This is a genomic window from Acinetobacter sp. ESBL14 (genome assembly GCF_036668815.1).
Taxonomy (GTDB): Bacteria; Pseudomonadota; Gammaproteobacteria; order Pseudomonadales; family Moraxellaceae; genus Acinetobacter; species Acinetobacter gyllenbergii.
In genome coordinates this window covers 1,099,041-1,112,786 of record NZ_JAZEVS010000001.1, presented here as the reverse complement: position 1 = coordinate 1,112,786, position 13,746 = coordinate 1,099,041, and the positions used below count along the sequence as shown (strand labels likewise).

Genomic DNA, 13,746 nt, shown 5'->3' with positions numbered 1-13,746 from the left:
AAACAACTTTCTAAAACGCATCGAGCTTATCATGGGTTTATCACAATTAATAGAAGTTTTTTTAGTTATTAAGGATATTTCTATCTGTTTTTTTCAATAATTTAGCTAATTTTTTAATGAAATTTTCCTCTCAAAAATTACGCAAAAATTTGTTAAGATAATTCTGAATAAAGTGATTTAAATGAATATGACCGACACACCCGATACTCTCATCATTATTGATGCCTTAGGGCAACCTTGCCCCATGCCTTTGCTCATGCTAAAGCGCGCACTAAAGAAAGCCAACGGCATACAACAATATCTATTGAAATCTTCTGACCCGCACAGTGAAATTGATGTAACACGATATTGCCAAATTCAGCAACTTCAATGCCAGACACAAAAAATTTCAGACAATGAATTTCACTATTTAATTGAATCTATGTGATTCTTTGCTAAACTCTTGGTAAAGATAAAATAGTTAACTTTACATTTCTATACTCAAATTTCCTTAGTGATGAAGAACATTCGCATTAAGATGAAATTGTTGACTTAAATACCATCCTATAAGGAGACTCCATGACTACTGACAGCAGCAATCAATTGATGCCCCTGTCATTGTCTGCGCCAGGCGTAAACCTTGGTGCATATATCAGTACTGTCAATCAAATTCCAATTCTAACGGCCGAGCAGGAAAAAGAACTTGCTGAGCGTTATTATTATGACCAAGATCTTGATGCTGCCAAACTATTGGTAATGTCACACCTACGCTTTGTGGTACATATTGCACGTAGCTATGCAGGTTACGGATTGCCACAAGGCGATCTCATTCAAGAAGGTAACCTTGGATTAATGAAAGCGGTCAAACGCTTCGATCCAAATATGGGTGTTCGCTTAGTTTCTTTTGCAGTGCACTGGATTAAAGCCGAAATACATGAATATGTGATTCGTAACTGGCGTATTGTCAAAATCGCAACGACCAAGGCACAACGTAAATTATTCTTTAACTTACGTAGCCTTAAAAAATCAAGCAAACGACTCACTTTGGAAGAAGCGAAATCAATTGCCAATGATTTGAATGTCACACCAGAGCAAGTGCTCGAAATGGAAGGTCGCTTAACCGCTTATGATGCTGCTTTTGAAGCTCAAGGCGATGACGATGACGATACACCACATACAGCACCTGCACTGTATCTCGAGGACAATCGTTACGATCCTGCTCGATTAGTTGAAGAAGAAGACTACGAAGAACAAAGCACTACGGCCTTGCATGAGGCAATGGATCAGCTAGATGATCGTTCACGGAATATTTTACAACGTCGCTGGTTAGATGATGACAAATCAACCTTGCATGAACTAGCTGCAGAATATAATGTTTCCGCAGAACGTATTCGCCAGCTTGAAAAAAATGCAATGGAAAAGATCAAAACTGCGATGTCTGCAAGTTAAAATCAAACCAAACACAAGGGCTTTAATGCCCTTTTGTTTTATCTGGCTTTGTTTAAGCCCTCGAATATGTTAACTTTGTTCATCAAATTTCCAGTTCCATTGCCATTATGTGGATAGCTATCTCGGCGCTTAACCTTGCGCTTGCAGTTATGTTGGGTGCTTTCGGTGCTCATGGACTCAAATCATTTGCAACCCCAGAGCAACTCGCTTGGTGGGCAACAGCAACTCAATACTTTTTCTATCATGGGCTCGGCTTACTGATTTTAGGTGTTTTGCATAAAACCACAGCAACATTCCCAATAAAAATTCCTTTTATTTTGATGCAAATTGGTATCATCTTTTTCTGCGGTTCGTTATACATTATGGCGCTCGGCCTACCTCGTATTTTAGGTGCGATTACACCGATTGGCGGTGCGTTTATGATAGCGGGCTGGCTGTTACTCGCATGGCAAGCAATCAAGCATGCGAAATAAGGATTGATCATGCACATCTATTTAAATGGCGAGTCAACAGACACGTCTTGTGAAAATCTACAGCAATTGATTCAAAGCTTAGCCTTAGAAGGCAAACGCTTTGCTGTAGAGAAGAACCAACAGATTATTCCGAAAAGTAGACTTGAGCAAACAACAATTGCTCCTGAAGATCGTATTGAAATTATTCAAGCTGTTGGTGGCGGCTAATCGGCTAAAAATGGAGTAAGCCCATGCAAGATTCCCCTTTAATTGTTGGTTCACGTACTTTCCAATCTCGTTTATTGGTCGGAACTGGTAAATATAAAGATCTCAATGAAACTGATTTAGCCATTCAAGCCAGTGGTGCTGAAATTGTCACCGTTGCAATTCGTCGTGTAAACATTGGTCAGCATGCCGATCAACCAAATCTGCTTTCTGTGATTCCACCTGAGAAATACACAATCCTGCCAAATACCGCAGGTTGCTTTGATGCAGATAGCGCGATTCGGACTTGTATGCTAGCCCGTGAACTGCTTGATGGTCACAATTTGGTGAAGTTAGAAGTCCTTGGTGATGAAAAAACTTTATATCCAAATGTCACTGCAACGCTTAAAGCAGCGCAAACCTTGATTGATGATGGCTTTGAAATCATGGTCTACACCTCAGATGACCCTATTGTTGCTCAAGAACTTGAAAGTATGGGTTGTGTTGCGATCATGCCTTTGGGTAGCTTAATTGGTTCTGGTCTCGGTATTCTCAATCCACACACCATTTCAATCATCAAAGAAAATGCCAAAGTTCCCGTGTTAGTTGATGCTGGTGTTGGTACAGCCAGTGATGCGGCGATTGCAATGGAATTGGGTTGCGACGGCGTACTCATGAATACAGCGATTGCAGCTGCGCAAAATCCAATTTTAATGGCTTCTGCAATGAAGAAAGCGGTTGAAGCAGGTCGTGAAGCATTTTTAGCAGGTCGTATGCCACGTAAGCGTATGGCGAATGCGAGCTCACCAGAGACTGGGTATTTCTTTAAGTAAAGTTTTTGGGCGAACACAGTTCGCCCTTTACATTCACAGAAGTTATTTTTAGACGATCATTAGTATTAAAAGTATAAGTAACATCGCTACAGTAAAATTAGGAAAAGAGGCGATTTATGACAAATTTTATTTTAGAACCAACGTACGAAATCATTCCCGTTCAACTCGAATATGGCGCTGAGGAGTTTTTTTGGGAAACACCTTTTGAGACACTTACCGAAATTATAACGTGGTGGGAAAACAAAGAAGATTTAGATATTTATAAGAATGATGTTATGGATATTCTTGGTGGGGGTGTAATACGACCTATTGTAACTGATCTTGAGTATGATTTATTTTACAAATTATGCAACCATTCAGTTAATTTAATGATTGATGATAATTACTCATCTTATTTAATTTACCAGGGGAAAAGGTATCACCATAAAGGGATAAAATATTATCCCTAAATGAATTTTATTTTTTCAAATTATATTGGTCTCTCAGGTTTCTAATAAAAGGCGCTATATTCCAACTATCCTCAAATGGCTCTACGCCATTTGCCCAATAAAGAACAGTTTGTGTGTGCAAATCAAGATTATTTTCAACAAAAGATAGTGTCCGATGCCAACGAGAGTCTTTCTCTAAATCATTCACTTCTTCAAAAGACTGAAAAAGCATTTCAATCAGCAGAAATCGCTCATCGTCTGTAATATCGTTTAGACCATAAGCATTCAAAAAATCATCTATGTGAACTACGTCAGCGACTTCATATTCCCAATCTTGCATATTATCGTGATAAGGTAAGTTCAATCGCTTTGCCAATGCCATCCTAGCATTCGTGTTAAGGAGTTTAGGAATGTGTAAACTATTTTCCATCCAATATTTCCCTCAAATTCCCTTTCGCCCTTTGCTCAAAATTCTGTTGGAAATATTCAGTTTGATACAGCGGTTCTGTCTGATAAAAATGCGCTAGGACTTCTTTTCTTTTAATCAAATAGACATCTGGATCAACCCAAGCGTATTCCTGCTGAATCTGCTGCTCATACTCCGTAAAACGCTCTGGCGAAGCCGCTAGAATCGCCAAATCAATATCCAGTAAAAACTGTAAATCCAACTCATCTGTCGATGCATGCTTTTGCGTGGCAACAATCCACCGCTTTATCTTTTGAACAATATCGTTTGGTAAATCTTGAACCAAATACTGCTCGAACAGCTCAGCACTTTTCAACTCGTTATCTTTCGCTTGCGGATCATAAACTGCATCATGGAACCAGAGCGCCAATGCAACTGCATGCCCATCATTTAAATCAGCTCGAATCGTGTCAAATAAAGCCAAACATTCATACAAATGCTGCAGCGTATGATAAGCCCGCTGCTTTTCACTGTAGGCAGCAATCAACTTATTAAAAACTTTCTGCGGTTCAGAAAAATAATAATGCTGCTGCAGCTCAAACCATGATTTTTCTAATGAAGTTAAATATTGTGGCATTGCTCATCCTCATTGGATTTCTTTATTCAGCCACTTTGCCAATGATTCAGCATCTTTACGCTCTAAAAAAAGCTGATACAAGGTACAGGAACCAAACTCATGTTTCAGTTCCTGTTGGCGCATAGGGTGATTACCAAATCGGAATCGTCGAGTACCATCTCGATCTAAAGGTAATGCATACACCCCATAACTTCGAGGTTCTGTCAAATGCCCTTTGACTTTAACTTGATCAGACGATATTGCGTGTTTTAATAAATATTCTTTGGTTAACATCCCACCCTGCCCAAGGCAAAACTAAGCTGCGTGTTGTTCATCTCGCTTAAAGACCAATTCTTTATTCGATGAACTTTCAGCATCAAAGTAATACCCTTCACTATCAAATGCTTTTAATTGTTCTACTTGGCTTAATTTATTTTCAATCAAGTATCTTGCCATCAGACCACGCGCTTTTTTCGCATAGAAACTAATGACTTTATATTTTCCGTTCTTCTGATCCAAGAATACAGGCTTGATAATTTCTGCCTGAATTTTCTTTTCATTCACAGATTTATAATATTCGTCAGAAGCTAAATTTACCAATACTTTTGCATCAATTTCAGCTAAATCGTGGTTAATTTGATCGGTGATAATACTGCCCCAAAATTCATATAGATTATGGCCACGGGTATTTTTCAATTTAGTCCCCATTTCCAAACGGTACGGCATCATCAAATCCAACGGACGCAATAAACCATACAGACCAGACAGCATACGTAAATGCTGTTGGGCAAAATTAACATCTTGGTCTTTTAGATGATAAGCATCTAAACCAGTATACACATCCCCTTTAAATGCAAACAAGGCTTGACGTGCATTGGAAAAATCAAAATCAGCATTCCAGTCACGAAAACGCTCTACATTTAAATTGGCGATTTTCTCGCTTACTGTCATCAAGGATGCGATTTCAGTTGCCGAAAGTTTACGACATACATCAATCAACTGTTGAGATTGTGCCAATAAACGTGGCTGAGTGTGCGTATCTGTAGGTAAGGCTGTGGTGTAATCAAGTGTTTTAGCAGGAGAAATTAAAGCAAGCATAATCAATCAAAAATAAATTTATCTTAGTGAAACTATAACAGTTGATAATTTTTAATGCCAATTCGTGTTCTCGTTCAGTTTTATCGGTAAAATAGTGGATTCTTCCATTATCCATTGCGTATCTTATGTCTGAGCAATTATTCATCCAAGGTCCTGTTGGTCAAATCGAAATGTTTGTTGATCAACCCCAAGGTGAAATCACAGGTTTTGCTGTCGTCTGCCACCCACATCCTTTACAAGGTGGTACACCTCATCACAAGGTCCCTGTTTTATTGGCTCAGATTTTCAATGAAATGGGCTGTATTGTGTATCGTCCAAGTTTTCGTGGTTTAGCTGGGAGTGAAGGCACACATGACCAAGGACACGGCGAGACTGATGACATCATGGCTGTGATTAAATATGCCCGTGAAAAGCATGCAGGTTTAACCTTCTACGCAGGTGGCTTTAGCTTTGGTTCACATGTACTGGCAAAATGCCAAGCACAACTCAGCGATGAATTACGTCCTAAACAGTTGGTATTATGTGGCTTACCTACAGGCTCGGTGGTTGATTTACGTCATTATAAAACCCCTGCAATTGACGGCGACATTCTCTTTGTTCACGGTGAGCAGGATGATATTACCTTGCTCTCAGATATGATTGCCTGGGCAAAACCACAAAAACATCCGATCACAATTTTGCCAGGCGCCAATCATTTCTTTACAGGTTATCTAAAACAGTTGCGTCAAGTCATTGCTCGTTTTTTAAAACTGTAGACTTAACAACAAATTACTAAGAAAAATATACGTGTTTTGAATCCAATGTCTGTTATATCAGTATAGATGTACAGACATTCGGGTTCTTTCATAATGAAATTAAATAAAAAACAGGGACTTTTTTTAAAGCAAACCATTGAGCAATGGCAACAACAAGGCACGATTACGCCCGATGTTGCCAATGATTTAAATCAAAGTTTTTCGATTCGGCCTTTTGACTGGGAACGTTTAGCAAAATACTCATTCTGGATTTCAATGATTTGTGCCGTAATTGCCATTGCTGCAATTACCGCCGATAAATTTTTGATGGAATTGATTGAAAAAATCTTTATTGATTCCAAAATCATTCCTTGTTTGATTTTTGCTGTGGTTGCAGCAACCTTTTATGGCTTTGCCTATCATCGACGCAAAACCAAACCGCTGCATCAATTTAGCAATGAAGCGATTATTTTTGCAGGCGTGCTCTCTACCGCAGCGTCTGTCGCCTATTTTGGCCAAGCCATTGATACTGGTAGTGGACATTTCTCTTTATTATTTCTGCTCTCCACCATCATTTATGCGGCACTTGCCTTCTGGTTCCCTTCTAAACTGATCTGGGTGTTTTCGCTGCTATCACTCGGCTCATGGTTTGGGACGGAAACAGGCTATATGTCAGGTTGGGGTGCTTATTATCTTGGGATGAACTTTCCTTTACGCTTTGTCTTGTTTGGTGGCGCACTGATTGGATTAAGCTTGCTGTTTAAACGGTATGCGCATTTTAAAGACTTTGCACATTCAACTTATGTCATGGGCCTACTCTACCTGTTTATTGCCTTATGGATCCTCTCAATCTTTGGCAATTATGGAGACTTAAGTAGTTGGTATAGCGTTAAACAATATGAGCTGTTGCATTGGGGTGTTCTATTCGCTTTTATTGCCATTATCGCGATTGTCTATGGTTTAAAACATGATGATGCCACCTCACGTGGTTTTGGTATCACCTTCTTATTTATTAACCTCTACACCAAGTATTTTGAGTTCTTCTGGAATGGCATGCACAAAGCCATTTTCTTTATCTTGCTCGCCGTTTCGTTCTGGTGGATTGGCCGGCATGCCGAAAAGCTCTGGAACTTAGAATTTCTACCTAACCAACCCCAAATAAAGAAAAACCATCCAGTTGAATGATTACTGAAAATCCCCCCAACTTAAGCCAAACCGAGCCAAATACTTTTTGACTCGGTCACTGTCATTGGTGGTATTACGTTGTTGGCGTGAAGCTGCAAACAATTGACGTCCAGCATCCGCCATCGACTTGGCATTTTCACAGACTTGCAGCACCCCACGCAGTTGAATCTGATCAAACTCATCGATCTCGCTCAACTGCGCTTGATCTAAATACTTGAGTAGAACATCCTTTTCCTTAAATTCACTTTGTGTGGTTTGAATCGACCACAACTGCTTTAAACGCTGAATCTCTTTTTCGACTGTTTCTGAACGGATCAGCTCACCACTGGATAATGTCGCTAATCGCGTCACACTGGCAGTTAAATCACGAAAATTACCTTGCCATGATGCTTCTTTAGACTTAGCAAATTTCAAATACACATCGAGTGCATCACGTTGAAAGCGTAATTGGCGTTGCTGATTTGCCGCGAAGCGTTGCAACTCAAATTCAATATTCGGAGCAATATCTTCAATTCGATCTTTAAGATTGGGTAAAAAGAAAGTCCATGTATTCAATCGCGCCCATAAATCCTCTCGGAAACGACCTGCCTGCACTTCAGTTCTTAGATCTCGATTTGTCCCTGCAATCAGTTGGAAATCTGCCTGAACCTCTTTGTCACTTCCGACAGGAAAAAAGGATTTATCCTCCAACGCCTTGAGCAGCATCGCTTGCTCATCTAGCCCAAGCTCCCCAATTTCATCCAAAAACAAAATCCCCTGATCGGCACTTTTTAATAGACCTGTCCGCGAAGCCGCTGCACCTGTAAATGCTCCTTTGATATGACCAAACAAACTCGACATGGCACTGTCACCACGTAAGGTCGCACAGTTGACATCAATAAAGCGGCCATTCAAATGAAACTTATCTTTCTTTAATTGAAAGATTTGTTTGGCTAAATGCGATTTTCCAACCCCTGTTGCACCCATAATCAAAATCGGTGCGCTGGAACGTGTTGCCACCAATTCAACTTCAGTGATCAGTTGATTAAATTCGGGGTTATAAGTTGAAATATTGGCTTTTAGTTGCTGCCAGTTTTGTTGTTGTTCATCTTCAAAACGCTGCTTGAGAACATCATAGCGAGACAAATCCAGATCAATGATACGATATTCACCTTCTGGTGTTTTTTGTTGATTGGGTGCACTTTGAATCAGCTTGGCAGGCAAATAATTGGCATCGACTAATAGATACCAACAGATTTGACCAACGTGTGTGCCTGTCGTGATATGCAAAAGATAGTTATTTTTTTCAGTATCAAATGGATAGGTTTTTACAAAGTCATACAGCGCACCATAGACCTCGGCAAAATCCCAAGGATCACGGATACTCACTCGCTGACCTGACACGGTAGTCGATGGCGACACATCCTGCACATCTTCAGCAATAAATTTAACTAAATTATGATGTTGTCGATCATGCAATAGTACCAATTCATCCACAATCAAATCTTCATGCATCAGAAGGCTCAAAGTCGGACGCCAGCGTTGCCAACGATCAGGACGCTTTCCTTGATCTAAAGTAGAACCTACAAAGCCAATCACAACGGTTTTTTTATTCATTTAAATCTATCATGTTGAATATTTAAAATAGCTTGATATTTCCCTGATTCAGGAAGAAAAGGCTTAAACTGATTATTTCCAATACCTATCCATAATCGCCCACATTGCGTACATTCATACATATCTGCAGAATATCGTATAAACCTATCTATAAACTGCTCAGAAAATGTCTGTTTATGATTTAAAGGCGTCTTCATCGTATCATCGACTGCATCATAAAAATCAAATAAATCAACATCAGTAATAAAAGAAGCTTTGTATGGAATTTGATCTGTCTGATCAACAATCACATGACCACATATACATCCTAGTTTACTCATTTGAGGCTATGCCCTTAAATCTTTTTATTGATCTTATGATCTTTGCACATCATTTTCTATAAAATTTTATAGTTTCATATACAATAACCTTTTCATTAAAAAATACCAACAAGATGCTTCATTTTACTTTTTTAGGCACATCATCTGGTGTACCCACACTGACACGCAACGTTTCTGGTTTAGCCATCCGCAACAGCAAGAATAAAGACTGGATATTGGTCGATGCTGGTGAAGGCACACAGCATCGCATTCAACAGGCCAAACTTTCATTACAAAACTTAATCGCGATCTGCATTAGCCATGTTCACGGCGATCACTGTTATGGCCTAGTTGGCTTACTCGCAAGTGCAGGTATGAATGCCCGTACTGCACCTTTAACCATTATCGCGCCCAAAGAAATTCAACAATGGATTGCAGTCACAGCACAACTGACCGATTTACATTTACCTTACCCACTCCACTTTATTGATGTAAATGAAGCGACCCAAATACAGCAACTGACGGATAATCTTTCAATTCAAGCTCACCCACTCAGTCATCGTGTACCCAGTTTCGCATTTAGTATGATTGTGCAATACACTCAAAAAAAATTAGATACGCAGGCTTTAATTCAACTCGGCGTACCAAAAGGCAAAGCTTGGGGCGATTTACAACAAGGTCTGGACATTCAATTTAATGGAAAAACTTTAAAAGCAGCCGATTTTACCCAGTTACAGATACAACGCGCACATGCCATCGTCGGCGGCGATAATGACTGTCCTGAATTATTGGCACAGGCTTGCGAAGATGCTCAACTTTTGATTCACGAAAGCACCTACACACAAGCCGCTTTAGATAAAGTCGGTTCAGGCCCAATGCATAGTTCAGCAAAGATGGTTGCAGAATTCGCTCAGCAACAAGGTCTAAGCAATCTAATCCTGACGCACTTTAGTCCAAGACATCAAGATAATGCTGGACAGCAAGCCATTGCAGAGGAAGTGCAAGTTTTCTATCAAGGAAACTTCTATTTAGCCCATGATTTCGATCAATTTAGCTTAGATGAGACAGGTCAACTTTCAAAAATCGACAAATCCTAATAGATCCCCTGATATATGATCTATCAATAAAATCTCAGCACAGATCATATATCTTTTAAAATATCAATATATCCCAAAAGATATATTAATATCGATAAAATCAACAATACATATACTCCAGAAAAATATTTAAAATTTTATTTAATTTAATTATCAATACCTTAAAAAAATTTATAGTTGGTTTTTAAAAAGTTGGCACAGTCACTGCAATAACACATCCAAGAGACAACAACTTAAAATTCATAGAGGATGGGTCATGGTAAACCAGACAATTTTTGCCTCTCAGGCAACTAAAAAACAATTGATCAACAATGAAGCTGGCGGTCGTGCATTTCAACTAAATCACCGTCAAGCCTTAGCTCAACTTGCAGCAACAGGTACGTTGAATCACACCTTTTATCAAACGGCACAAATGCAGTTGGATCAGGTATTGGTACTAACACAAGATATTGATGCAGAATTTATTGCTAAAACGGCAGTTTATACCCGCCAAAATAACTACATGAAAGACATGCCTGTTTTATTATTGGCCATTTTATCACAACGTGATCAAACCTTATTTAAAGCAGTCTTTCCATTGGTGATTGATAATGGCAAACAGTTGCGTAATTTTGTACAAATCATGCGTTCAGGTGTGGTACAACGCAAATCTTTGGGTAGCTTGCCAAAGAAAATGATCAATCAATGGTTGATCAATGCCAATGAAAATCAATTGTTGGCAGCTAATATTGGCAATCAACCTTCTATAGCAGATGTATTAAAAATGACTCACCCAAAGCCTAAAGATGTCGCTCAGGAGGCATTCTTTGCTTATGTGCTAGGTAAAAAATACGAGCTTGAGCAGTTGCCTGCCAAAGTTCAAGCCTTAGAAAAATTCCGTCAAGGTTTAAGCCAAGATGTTCCTGACTTGCCAATGCAACTTCTCACCAATTTACAGCTTTCAGCTCAGCAATGGGCTGAGATTGCTAAAAATGGAGGTTGGCAGATGTTAAGAATGAACTTGAATACTTTTGCTCGTCATGGTGTATTTCAAATCGAGGGTATGGATGAAATCATTGCAAATAAATTACAAGATCAGGATATGATTCGCAAAAGCCGAGTTTTGCCCTATCAATTAATGACAACTTGGTCTGCGCTGAATGACACCGTCCCACAAATTGTAAAACAAGCTTTAGAACAGGTAATGCAGGCCGCTTTGCAAAATGTACCTCGCCTCGCTGGTCGCGTGGTTGTTGCGATTGATGTCTCAGGTTCAATGGCAAGCCCCGTGACAGGCTATCGTAAAGGCGCAACATCAACTTTACGTTGTGTCGATGTGGCATCGTTATTTGCTTGTGCGTTAAAGCAAGTAAATCCTGACATTGAAATTATGCCATTTGATACACAACTTCATTCATTAAATATTGTGGAAAATGAATCTGATCAAGCAAGCTTATTTGGTCGATTAAAACAGGTTTTTACAGGTGGTAAAACACGCTCTATTTTTGAAGTCGCCAAACAATTTGCTTCGCTTGGTGGCGGTGGAACGGATTGCAGCATTCCATTAAATCGACTCAATCGAGATCAGGCAGTTGTCGATTTGATGATTTATTTTTCAGACAATGAGTCTTGGGCTGACCAGTTACGCACACGCCATAAAACAGGCATGTTGTATGAATGGGATATTTTAAAACAACGCTGCCCAGAAGCAAAATTGGTCTGCGTAGATTTACAGCCTTATACGCACACTCAAGTACCTGAACGTACTGATGTGATAAATATTGGTGGTTTTAGTGACCATGTATTTACGCTGATTGATTTATTTTCGCAGGGTAAAATGCACGCTGATCACTGGATCAATGAAATTGAACAAAGCAAATTACCGACTTGATTGGTCAGGTCTGTAAATAGGGTAAATGCTTAAGGAACTACATCTTTCCAATGTTTTTGTTTCTAGATTCAACTTGCTACCCTATAATCAAAATTGCACAAATGCAGATGGAACTACATCACTATCCTTCCAAGATAGCTCAGTGAAAGCTGGCTCGATGTTTCATCATTATTGTTGTGCGAGGAATGGTTGTAATAAATGCCGATGGAACTACATCCTGTAGATAAAACGTTTCATTACACCTTGTTATTACAACCAACCAGTAAAATGCAGATAGGACTACATTTGTTGAGGGTTCAAGTCCCTTCAAATTGATGCAAATCAGTTTGTAGCTCAATTGGGTAGAGCCATGTATAAAAGGTCTTATCATTTTGTTTACTGGTCTATGCAAAATGCAGTCAGGACTACAATAAGGGGTTCACCGTTAGCAATAACTTGATGGTTCGAGTCCATCTTGATCGACCTCGATCAATGGCGGAAAGGGAAACGCAGTGGAAGAGTTGTCTTGGCGATTAATTGTTTGCATATTTTTTATGATACGGCATAAAATGCGTTTAGGACTACATCCTACCCCATAAATGTGAGTAACCACTCTCACCTGCATCTACAGTGTATGCAGTCGTCTAAATTAAGACATAATGGTTTAAGTCTTAGATAATTTTGTTTATGTCGCATCATCACAAATGCCAATGGGACTACATGGTGAATGCGAAAGCATAGAGTTCAAATATCTAATCCTTTTTTAAGGAAAGTCTCATTATTTTTGTTGTGATGATCCTCTTTAATCTCAATCAAATGCGATAAGCACTACATAGCAAAATCGTACGTAGTTGTATATCTATTTTTATAAATAAGGCAGCTAAGGAAAAAGAAGTGTTTATCCTCCTTGTTGATTGAGATCCCCCCTCCTTATGGAATATCAGGCGAAAAGAAATCAAATATTCTTCGTATTAGGCGAACTGGTAAGGTGATGATCCGATAAATAAGTTCAATAGAAATATCGATCAAATCGAACCAATCCCAAGCATCACTTCTACCACCTCGGTTTTCTCGCTTTGGTTTCACCCAATAAGCAAATAGGAAACAAACAGTACTTAGCGCAAGAAATACGAGATTAAAATCCTCCAACAGGAATTGCACAACACAAAATACCCCTGCAACAAATAAAATAATCGAGACTAAATAACGAAAAAGTTCCATCAGATTTAGCAATTTATTGATGTTTTGTTATGTTTATAGCATGACCTTAAACAAAGACATACTCACATCTAAACCAGACAACAGATTTTCATCTGAAATATATCAAACAACACCCCATCTATTTGCTAAAGCAGCAATATAGAATTCAAATGAGAAATGACGACGCTGGATATCAAATAGAAACCAACATTTCTCTCCTAAATCATGCACTCATCAATACCTTATGACAACAAATTGCAAACGAGCTAAAATTCGCTCGAAAAATTAAGAATTTTTATAAATTTAAAATATCTTTTAAGA

17 protein-coding genes are annotated in these 13,746 nt (G+C 39.0%); 10 read left to right on the top strand and 7 right to left on the bottom strand.

Features of this window, described 5'->3' with window-relative positions:
• The first annotated feature begins 187 nt into the window (after positions 1-187).
• The 6 genes from V6E90_RS05310 to V6E90_RS05285 all read left to right on the top strand — a co-directional run bounded on the left by V6E90_RS05310 (position 188) and on the right by V6E90_RS05285 (position 3,366).
• Positions 188-427 carry a sulfurtransferase TusA family protein gene (locus V6E90_RS05310; RefSeq protein WP_032860420.1) on the top strand — a complete coding sequence of 80 codons (240 nt, stop codon included), beginning with the start codon at positions 188-190 and terminating at the stop codon, positions 425-427.
• A 131-nt stretch (positions 428-558) separates the two neighbouring features.
• Positions 559-1,428: an RNA polymerase sigma factor RpoH gene (gene rpoH, locus V6E90_RS05305; protein WP_004653896.1), complete on the top strand. Its 870-nt coding sequence runs from the start codon at positions 559-561 to the stop codon at positions 1,426-1,428.
• A gap of 107 nt (positions 1,429-1,535) precedes the next feature.
• Positions 1,536-1,901, top strand: coding sequence for a DUF423 domain-containing protein (locus tag V6E90_RS05300; protein ID WP_023269582.1), 366 nt, complete (start codon positions 1,536-1,538; stop codon positions 1,899-1,901).
• A 9-nt stretch (positions 1,902-1,910) separates the two neighbouring features.
• On the top strand, positions 1,911-2,108 hold the full coding sequence (thiS, locus tag V6E90_RS05295) for a sulfur carrier protein ThiS (protein WP_004911577.1): 198 nt from the start codon (positions 1,911-1,913) through the stop codon (positions 2,106-2,108).
• A 23-nt stretch (positions 2,109-2,131) separates the two neighbouring features.
• Positions 2,132-2,917 carry a thiazole synthase gene (locus tag V6E90_RS05290; RefSeq protein WP_004653899.1) on the top strand — a complete coding sequence of 262 codons (786 nt, stop codon included), beginning with the start codon at positions 2,132-2,134 and terminating at the stop codon, positions 2,915-2,917.
• A gap of 116 nt (positions 2,918-3,033) precedes the next feature.
• Positions 3,034-3,366, top strand: coding sequence for a hypothetical protein (locus V6E90_RS05285; RefSeq protein WP_332604719.1), 333 nt, complete (start codon positions 3,034-3,036; stop codon positions 3,364-3,366).
• A gap of 7 nt (positions 3,367-3,373) precedes the next feature.
• Here the strand turns inward: V6E90_RS05285 and V6E90_RS05280 are convergent, their stop codons facing one another.
• The 4 genes from V6E90_RS05280 to yaaA are packed head-to-tail and all read right to left on the bottom strand — an operon-like array spanning position 3,374 to position 5,465.
• Positions 3,374-3,775, bottom strand: a complete 402-nt coding sequence (locus V6E90_RS05280; RefSeq protein ID WP_332604718.1) for a hypothetical protein — start codon at positions 3,773-3,775, stop codon at positions 3,374-3,376.
• Positions 3,765-4,388, bottom strand: a complete 624-nt coding sequence (locus V6E90_RS05275; RefSeq protein WP_332604717.1) for an HD domain-containing protein — start codon at positions 4,386-4,388, stop codon at positions 3,765-3,767. Before V6E90_RS05275 ends, V6E90_RS05280 begins: the two co-directional genes overlap by 11 nt.
• A 9-nt stretch (positions 4,389-4,397) precedes the next feature.
• Positions 4,398-4,661, bottom strand: a complete 264-nt coding sequence (locus tag V6E90_RS05270; RefSeq protein WP_005058768.1) for a hypothetical protein — start codon at positions 4,659-4,661, stop codon at positions 4,398-4,400.
• A 21-nt stretch (positions 4,662-4,682) separates the two neighbouring features.
• Positions 4,683-5,465, bottom strand: a complete 783-nt coding sequence (yaaA, locus tag V6E90_RS05265; RefSeq protein ID WP_332604716.1) for a peroxide stress protein YaaA — start codon at positions 5,463-5,465, stop codon at positions 4,683-4,685.
• A 125-nt stretch (positions 5,466-5,590) separates the two neighbouring features.
• Between yaaA and V6E90_RS05260 the strand changes: the two genes are divergently transcribed.
• Positions 5,591-6,220 (top strand): alpha/beta hydrolase, encoded by a 630-nt coding sequence (locus V6E90_RS05260; protein ID WP_016539871.1) that lies wholly within the window; start codon positions 5,591-5,593, stop codon positions 6,218-6,220.
• A 93-nt stretch (positions 6,221-6,313) separates the two neighbouring features.
• Positions 6,314-7,384 carry a DUF2157 domain-containing protein gene (locus V6E90_RS05255; protein WP_016539870.1) on the top strand — a complete coding sequence of 357 codons (1,071 nt, stop codon included), beginning with the start codon at positions 6,314-6,316 and terminating at the stop codon, positions 7,382-7,384.
• On the opposite strand, the gene rtcR is transcribed toward V6E90_RS05255, so the two are convergent.
• On the bottom strand, positions 7,385-8,980 hold the full coding sequence (rtcR, locus tag V6E90_RS05250) for an RNA repair transcriptional activator RtcR (protein WP_262757636.1): 1,596 nt from the start codon (positions 8,978-8,980) through the stop codon (positions 7,385-7,387).
• Positions 8,977-9,300, bottom strand: coding sequence for a hypothetical protein (locus tag V6E90_RS05245; protein WP_332604715.1), 324 nt, complete (start codon positions 9,298-9,300; stop codon positions 8,977-8,979). Before V6E90_RS05245 ends, rtcR begins: the two co-directional genes overlap by 4 nt.
• 113 nt (positions 9,301-9,413) lie before the next feature.
• Here V6E90_RS05245 and V6E90_RS05240 point away from each other — a divergent pair, with 113 nt between their 5' ends.
• Together V6E90_RS05240 and V6E90_RS05235 are read left to right on the top strand one after the other, a co-directional pair.
• Positions 9,414-10,376: a ribonuclease Z gene (locus V6E90_RS05240; protein WP_332604713.1), complete on the top strand. Its 963-nt coding sequence runs from the start codon at positions 9,414-9,416 to the stop codon at positions 10,374-10,376.
• A 256-nt stretch (positions 10,377-10,632) separates the two neighbouring features.
• Positions 10,633-12,246, top strand: coding sequence for a TROVE domain-containing protein (locus V6E90_RS05235; protein ID WP_332604712.1), 1,614 nt, complete (start codon positions 10,633-10,635; stop codon positions 12,244-12,246).
• Positions 12,247-13,155: 909 nt separating this feature from the next.
• Here V6E90_RS05235 and V6E90_RS05230 read toward each other — a convergent pair.
• Positions 13,156-13,446: a hypothetical protein gene (locus V6E90_RS05230; RefSeq protein WP_023269574.1), complete on the bottom strand. Its 291-nt coding sequence runs from the start codon at positions 13,444-13,446 to the stop codon at positions 13,156-13,158.
• Positions 13,447-13,746 lie beyond the last annotated feature (300 nt).

Excerpts from the sequence above, each read along its gene's own strand:
- V6E90_RS05310 (WP_032860420.1), top strand. The coding sequence starts at position 188 with ATGACCGACACACCCGATACTCTCATCATTATTGATGCCTTAGGGCAA.
- rpoH (WP_004653896.1), top strand. The coding sequence starts at position 559 with ATGACTACTGACAGCAGCAATCAATTGATGCCCCTGTCATTGTCTGCG.
- V6E90_RS05300 (WP_023269582.1), top strand. The coding sequence starts at position 1,536 with ATGTGGATAGCTATCTCGGCGCTTAACCTTGCGCTTGCAGTTATGTTG.
- thiS (WP_004911577.1), top strand. The coding sequence starts at position 1,911 with ATGCACATCTATTTAAATGGCGAGTCAACAGACACGTCTTGTGAAAAT.
- V6E90_RS05290 (WP_004653899.1), top strand. The coding sequence starts at position 2,132 with ATGCAAGATTCCCCTTTAATTGTTGGTTCACGTACTTTCCAATCTCGT.
- V6E90_RS05285 (WP_332604719.1), top strand. The coding sequence starts at position 3,034 with ATGACAAATTTTATTTTAGAACCAACGTACGAAATCATTCCCGTTCAA.
- V6E90_RS05280 (WP_332604718.1), bottom strand. The coding sequence starts at position 3,775 with ATGGAAAATAGTTTACACATTCCTAAACTCCTTAACACGAATGCTAGG.
- V6E90_RS05275 (WP_332604717.1), bottom strand. The coding sequence starts at position 4,388 with ATGCCACAATATTTAACTTCATTAGAAAAATCATGGTTTGAGCTGCAG.
- V6E90_RS05270 (WP_005058768.1), bottom strand. The coding sequence starts at position 4,661 with ATGTTAACCAAAGAATATTTATTAAAACACGCAATATCGTCTGATCAA.
- yaaA (WP_332604716.1), bottom strand. The coding sequence starts at position 5,465 with ATGCTTGCTTTAATTTCTCCTGCTAAAACACTTGATTACACCACAGCC.
- V6E90_RS05260 (WP_016539871.1), top strand. The coding sequence starts at position 5,591 with ATGTCTGAGCAATTATTCATCCAAGGTCCTGTTGGTCAAATCGAAATG.
- V6E90_RS05255 (WP_016539870.1), top strand. The coding sequence starts at position 6,314 with ATGAAATTAAATAAAAAACAGGGACTTTTTTTAAAGCAAACCATTGAG.
- rtcR (WP_262757636.1), bottom strand. The coding sequence starts at position 8,980 with ATGAATAAAAAAACCGTTGTGATTGGCTTTGTAGGTTCTACTTTAGAT.
- V6E90_RS05245 (WP_332604715.1), bottom strand. The coding sequence starts at position 9,300 with ATGAGTAAACTAGGATGTATATGTGGTCATGTGATTGTTGATCAGACA.
- V6E90_RS05240 (WP_332604713.1), top strand. The coding sequence starts at position 9,414 with ATGCTTCATTTTACTTTTTTAGGCACATCATCTGGTGTACCCACACTG.
- V6E90_RS05235 (WP_332604712.1), top strand. The coding sequence starts at position 10,633 with ATGGTAAACCAGACAATTTTTGCCTCTCAGGCAACTAAAAAACAATTG.
- V6E90_RS05230 (WP_023269574.1), bottom strand. The coding sequence starts at position 13,446 with ATGGAACTTTTTCGTTATTTAGTCTCGATTATTTTATTTGTTGCAGGG.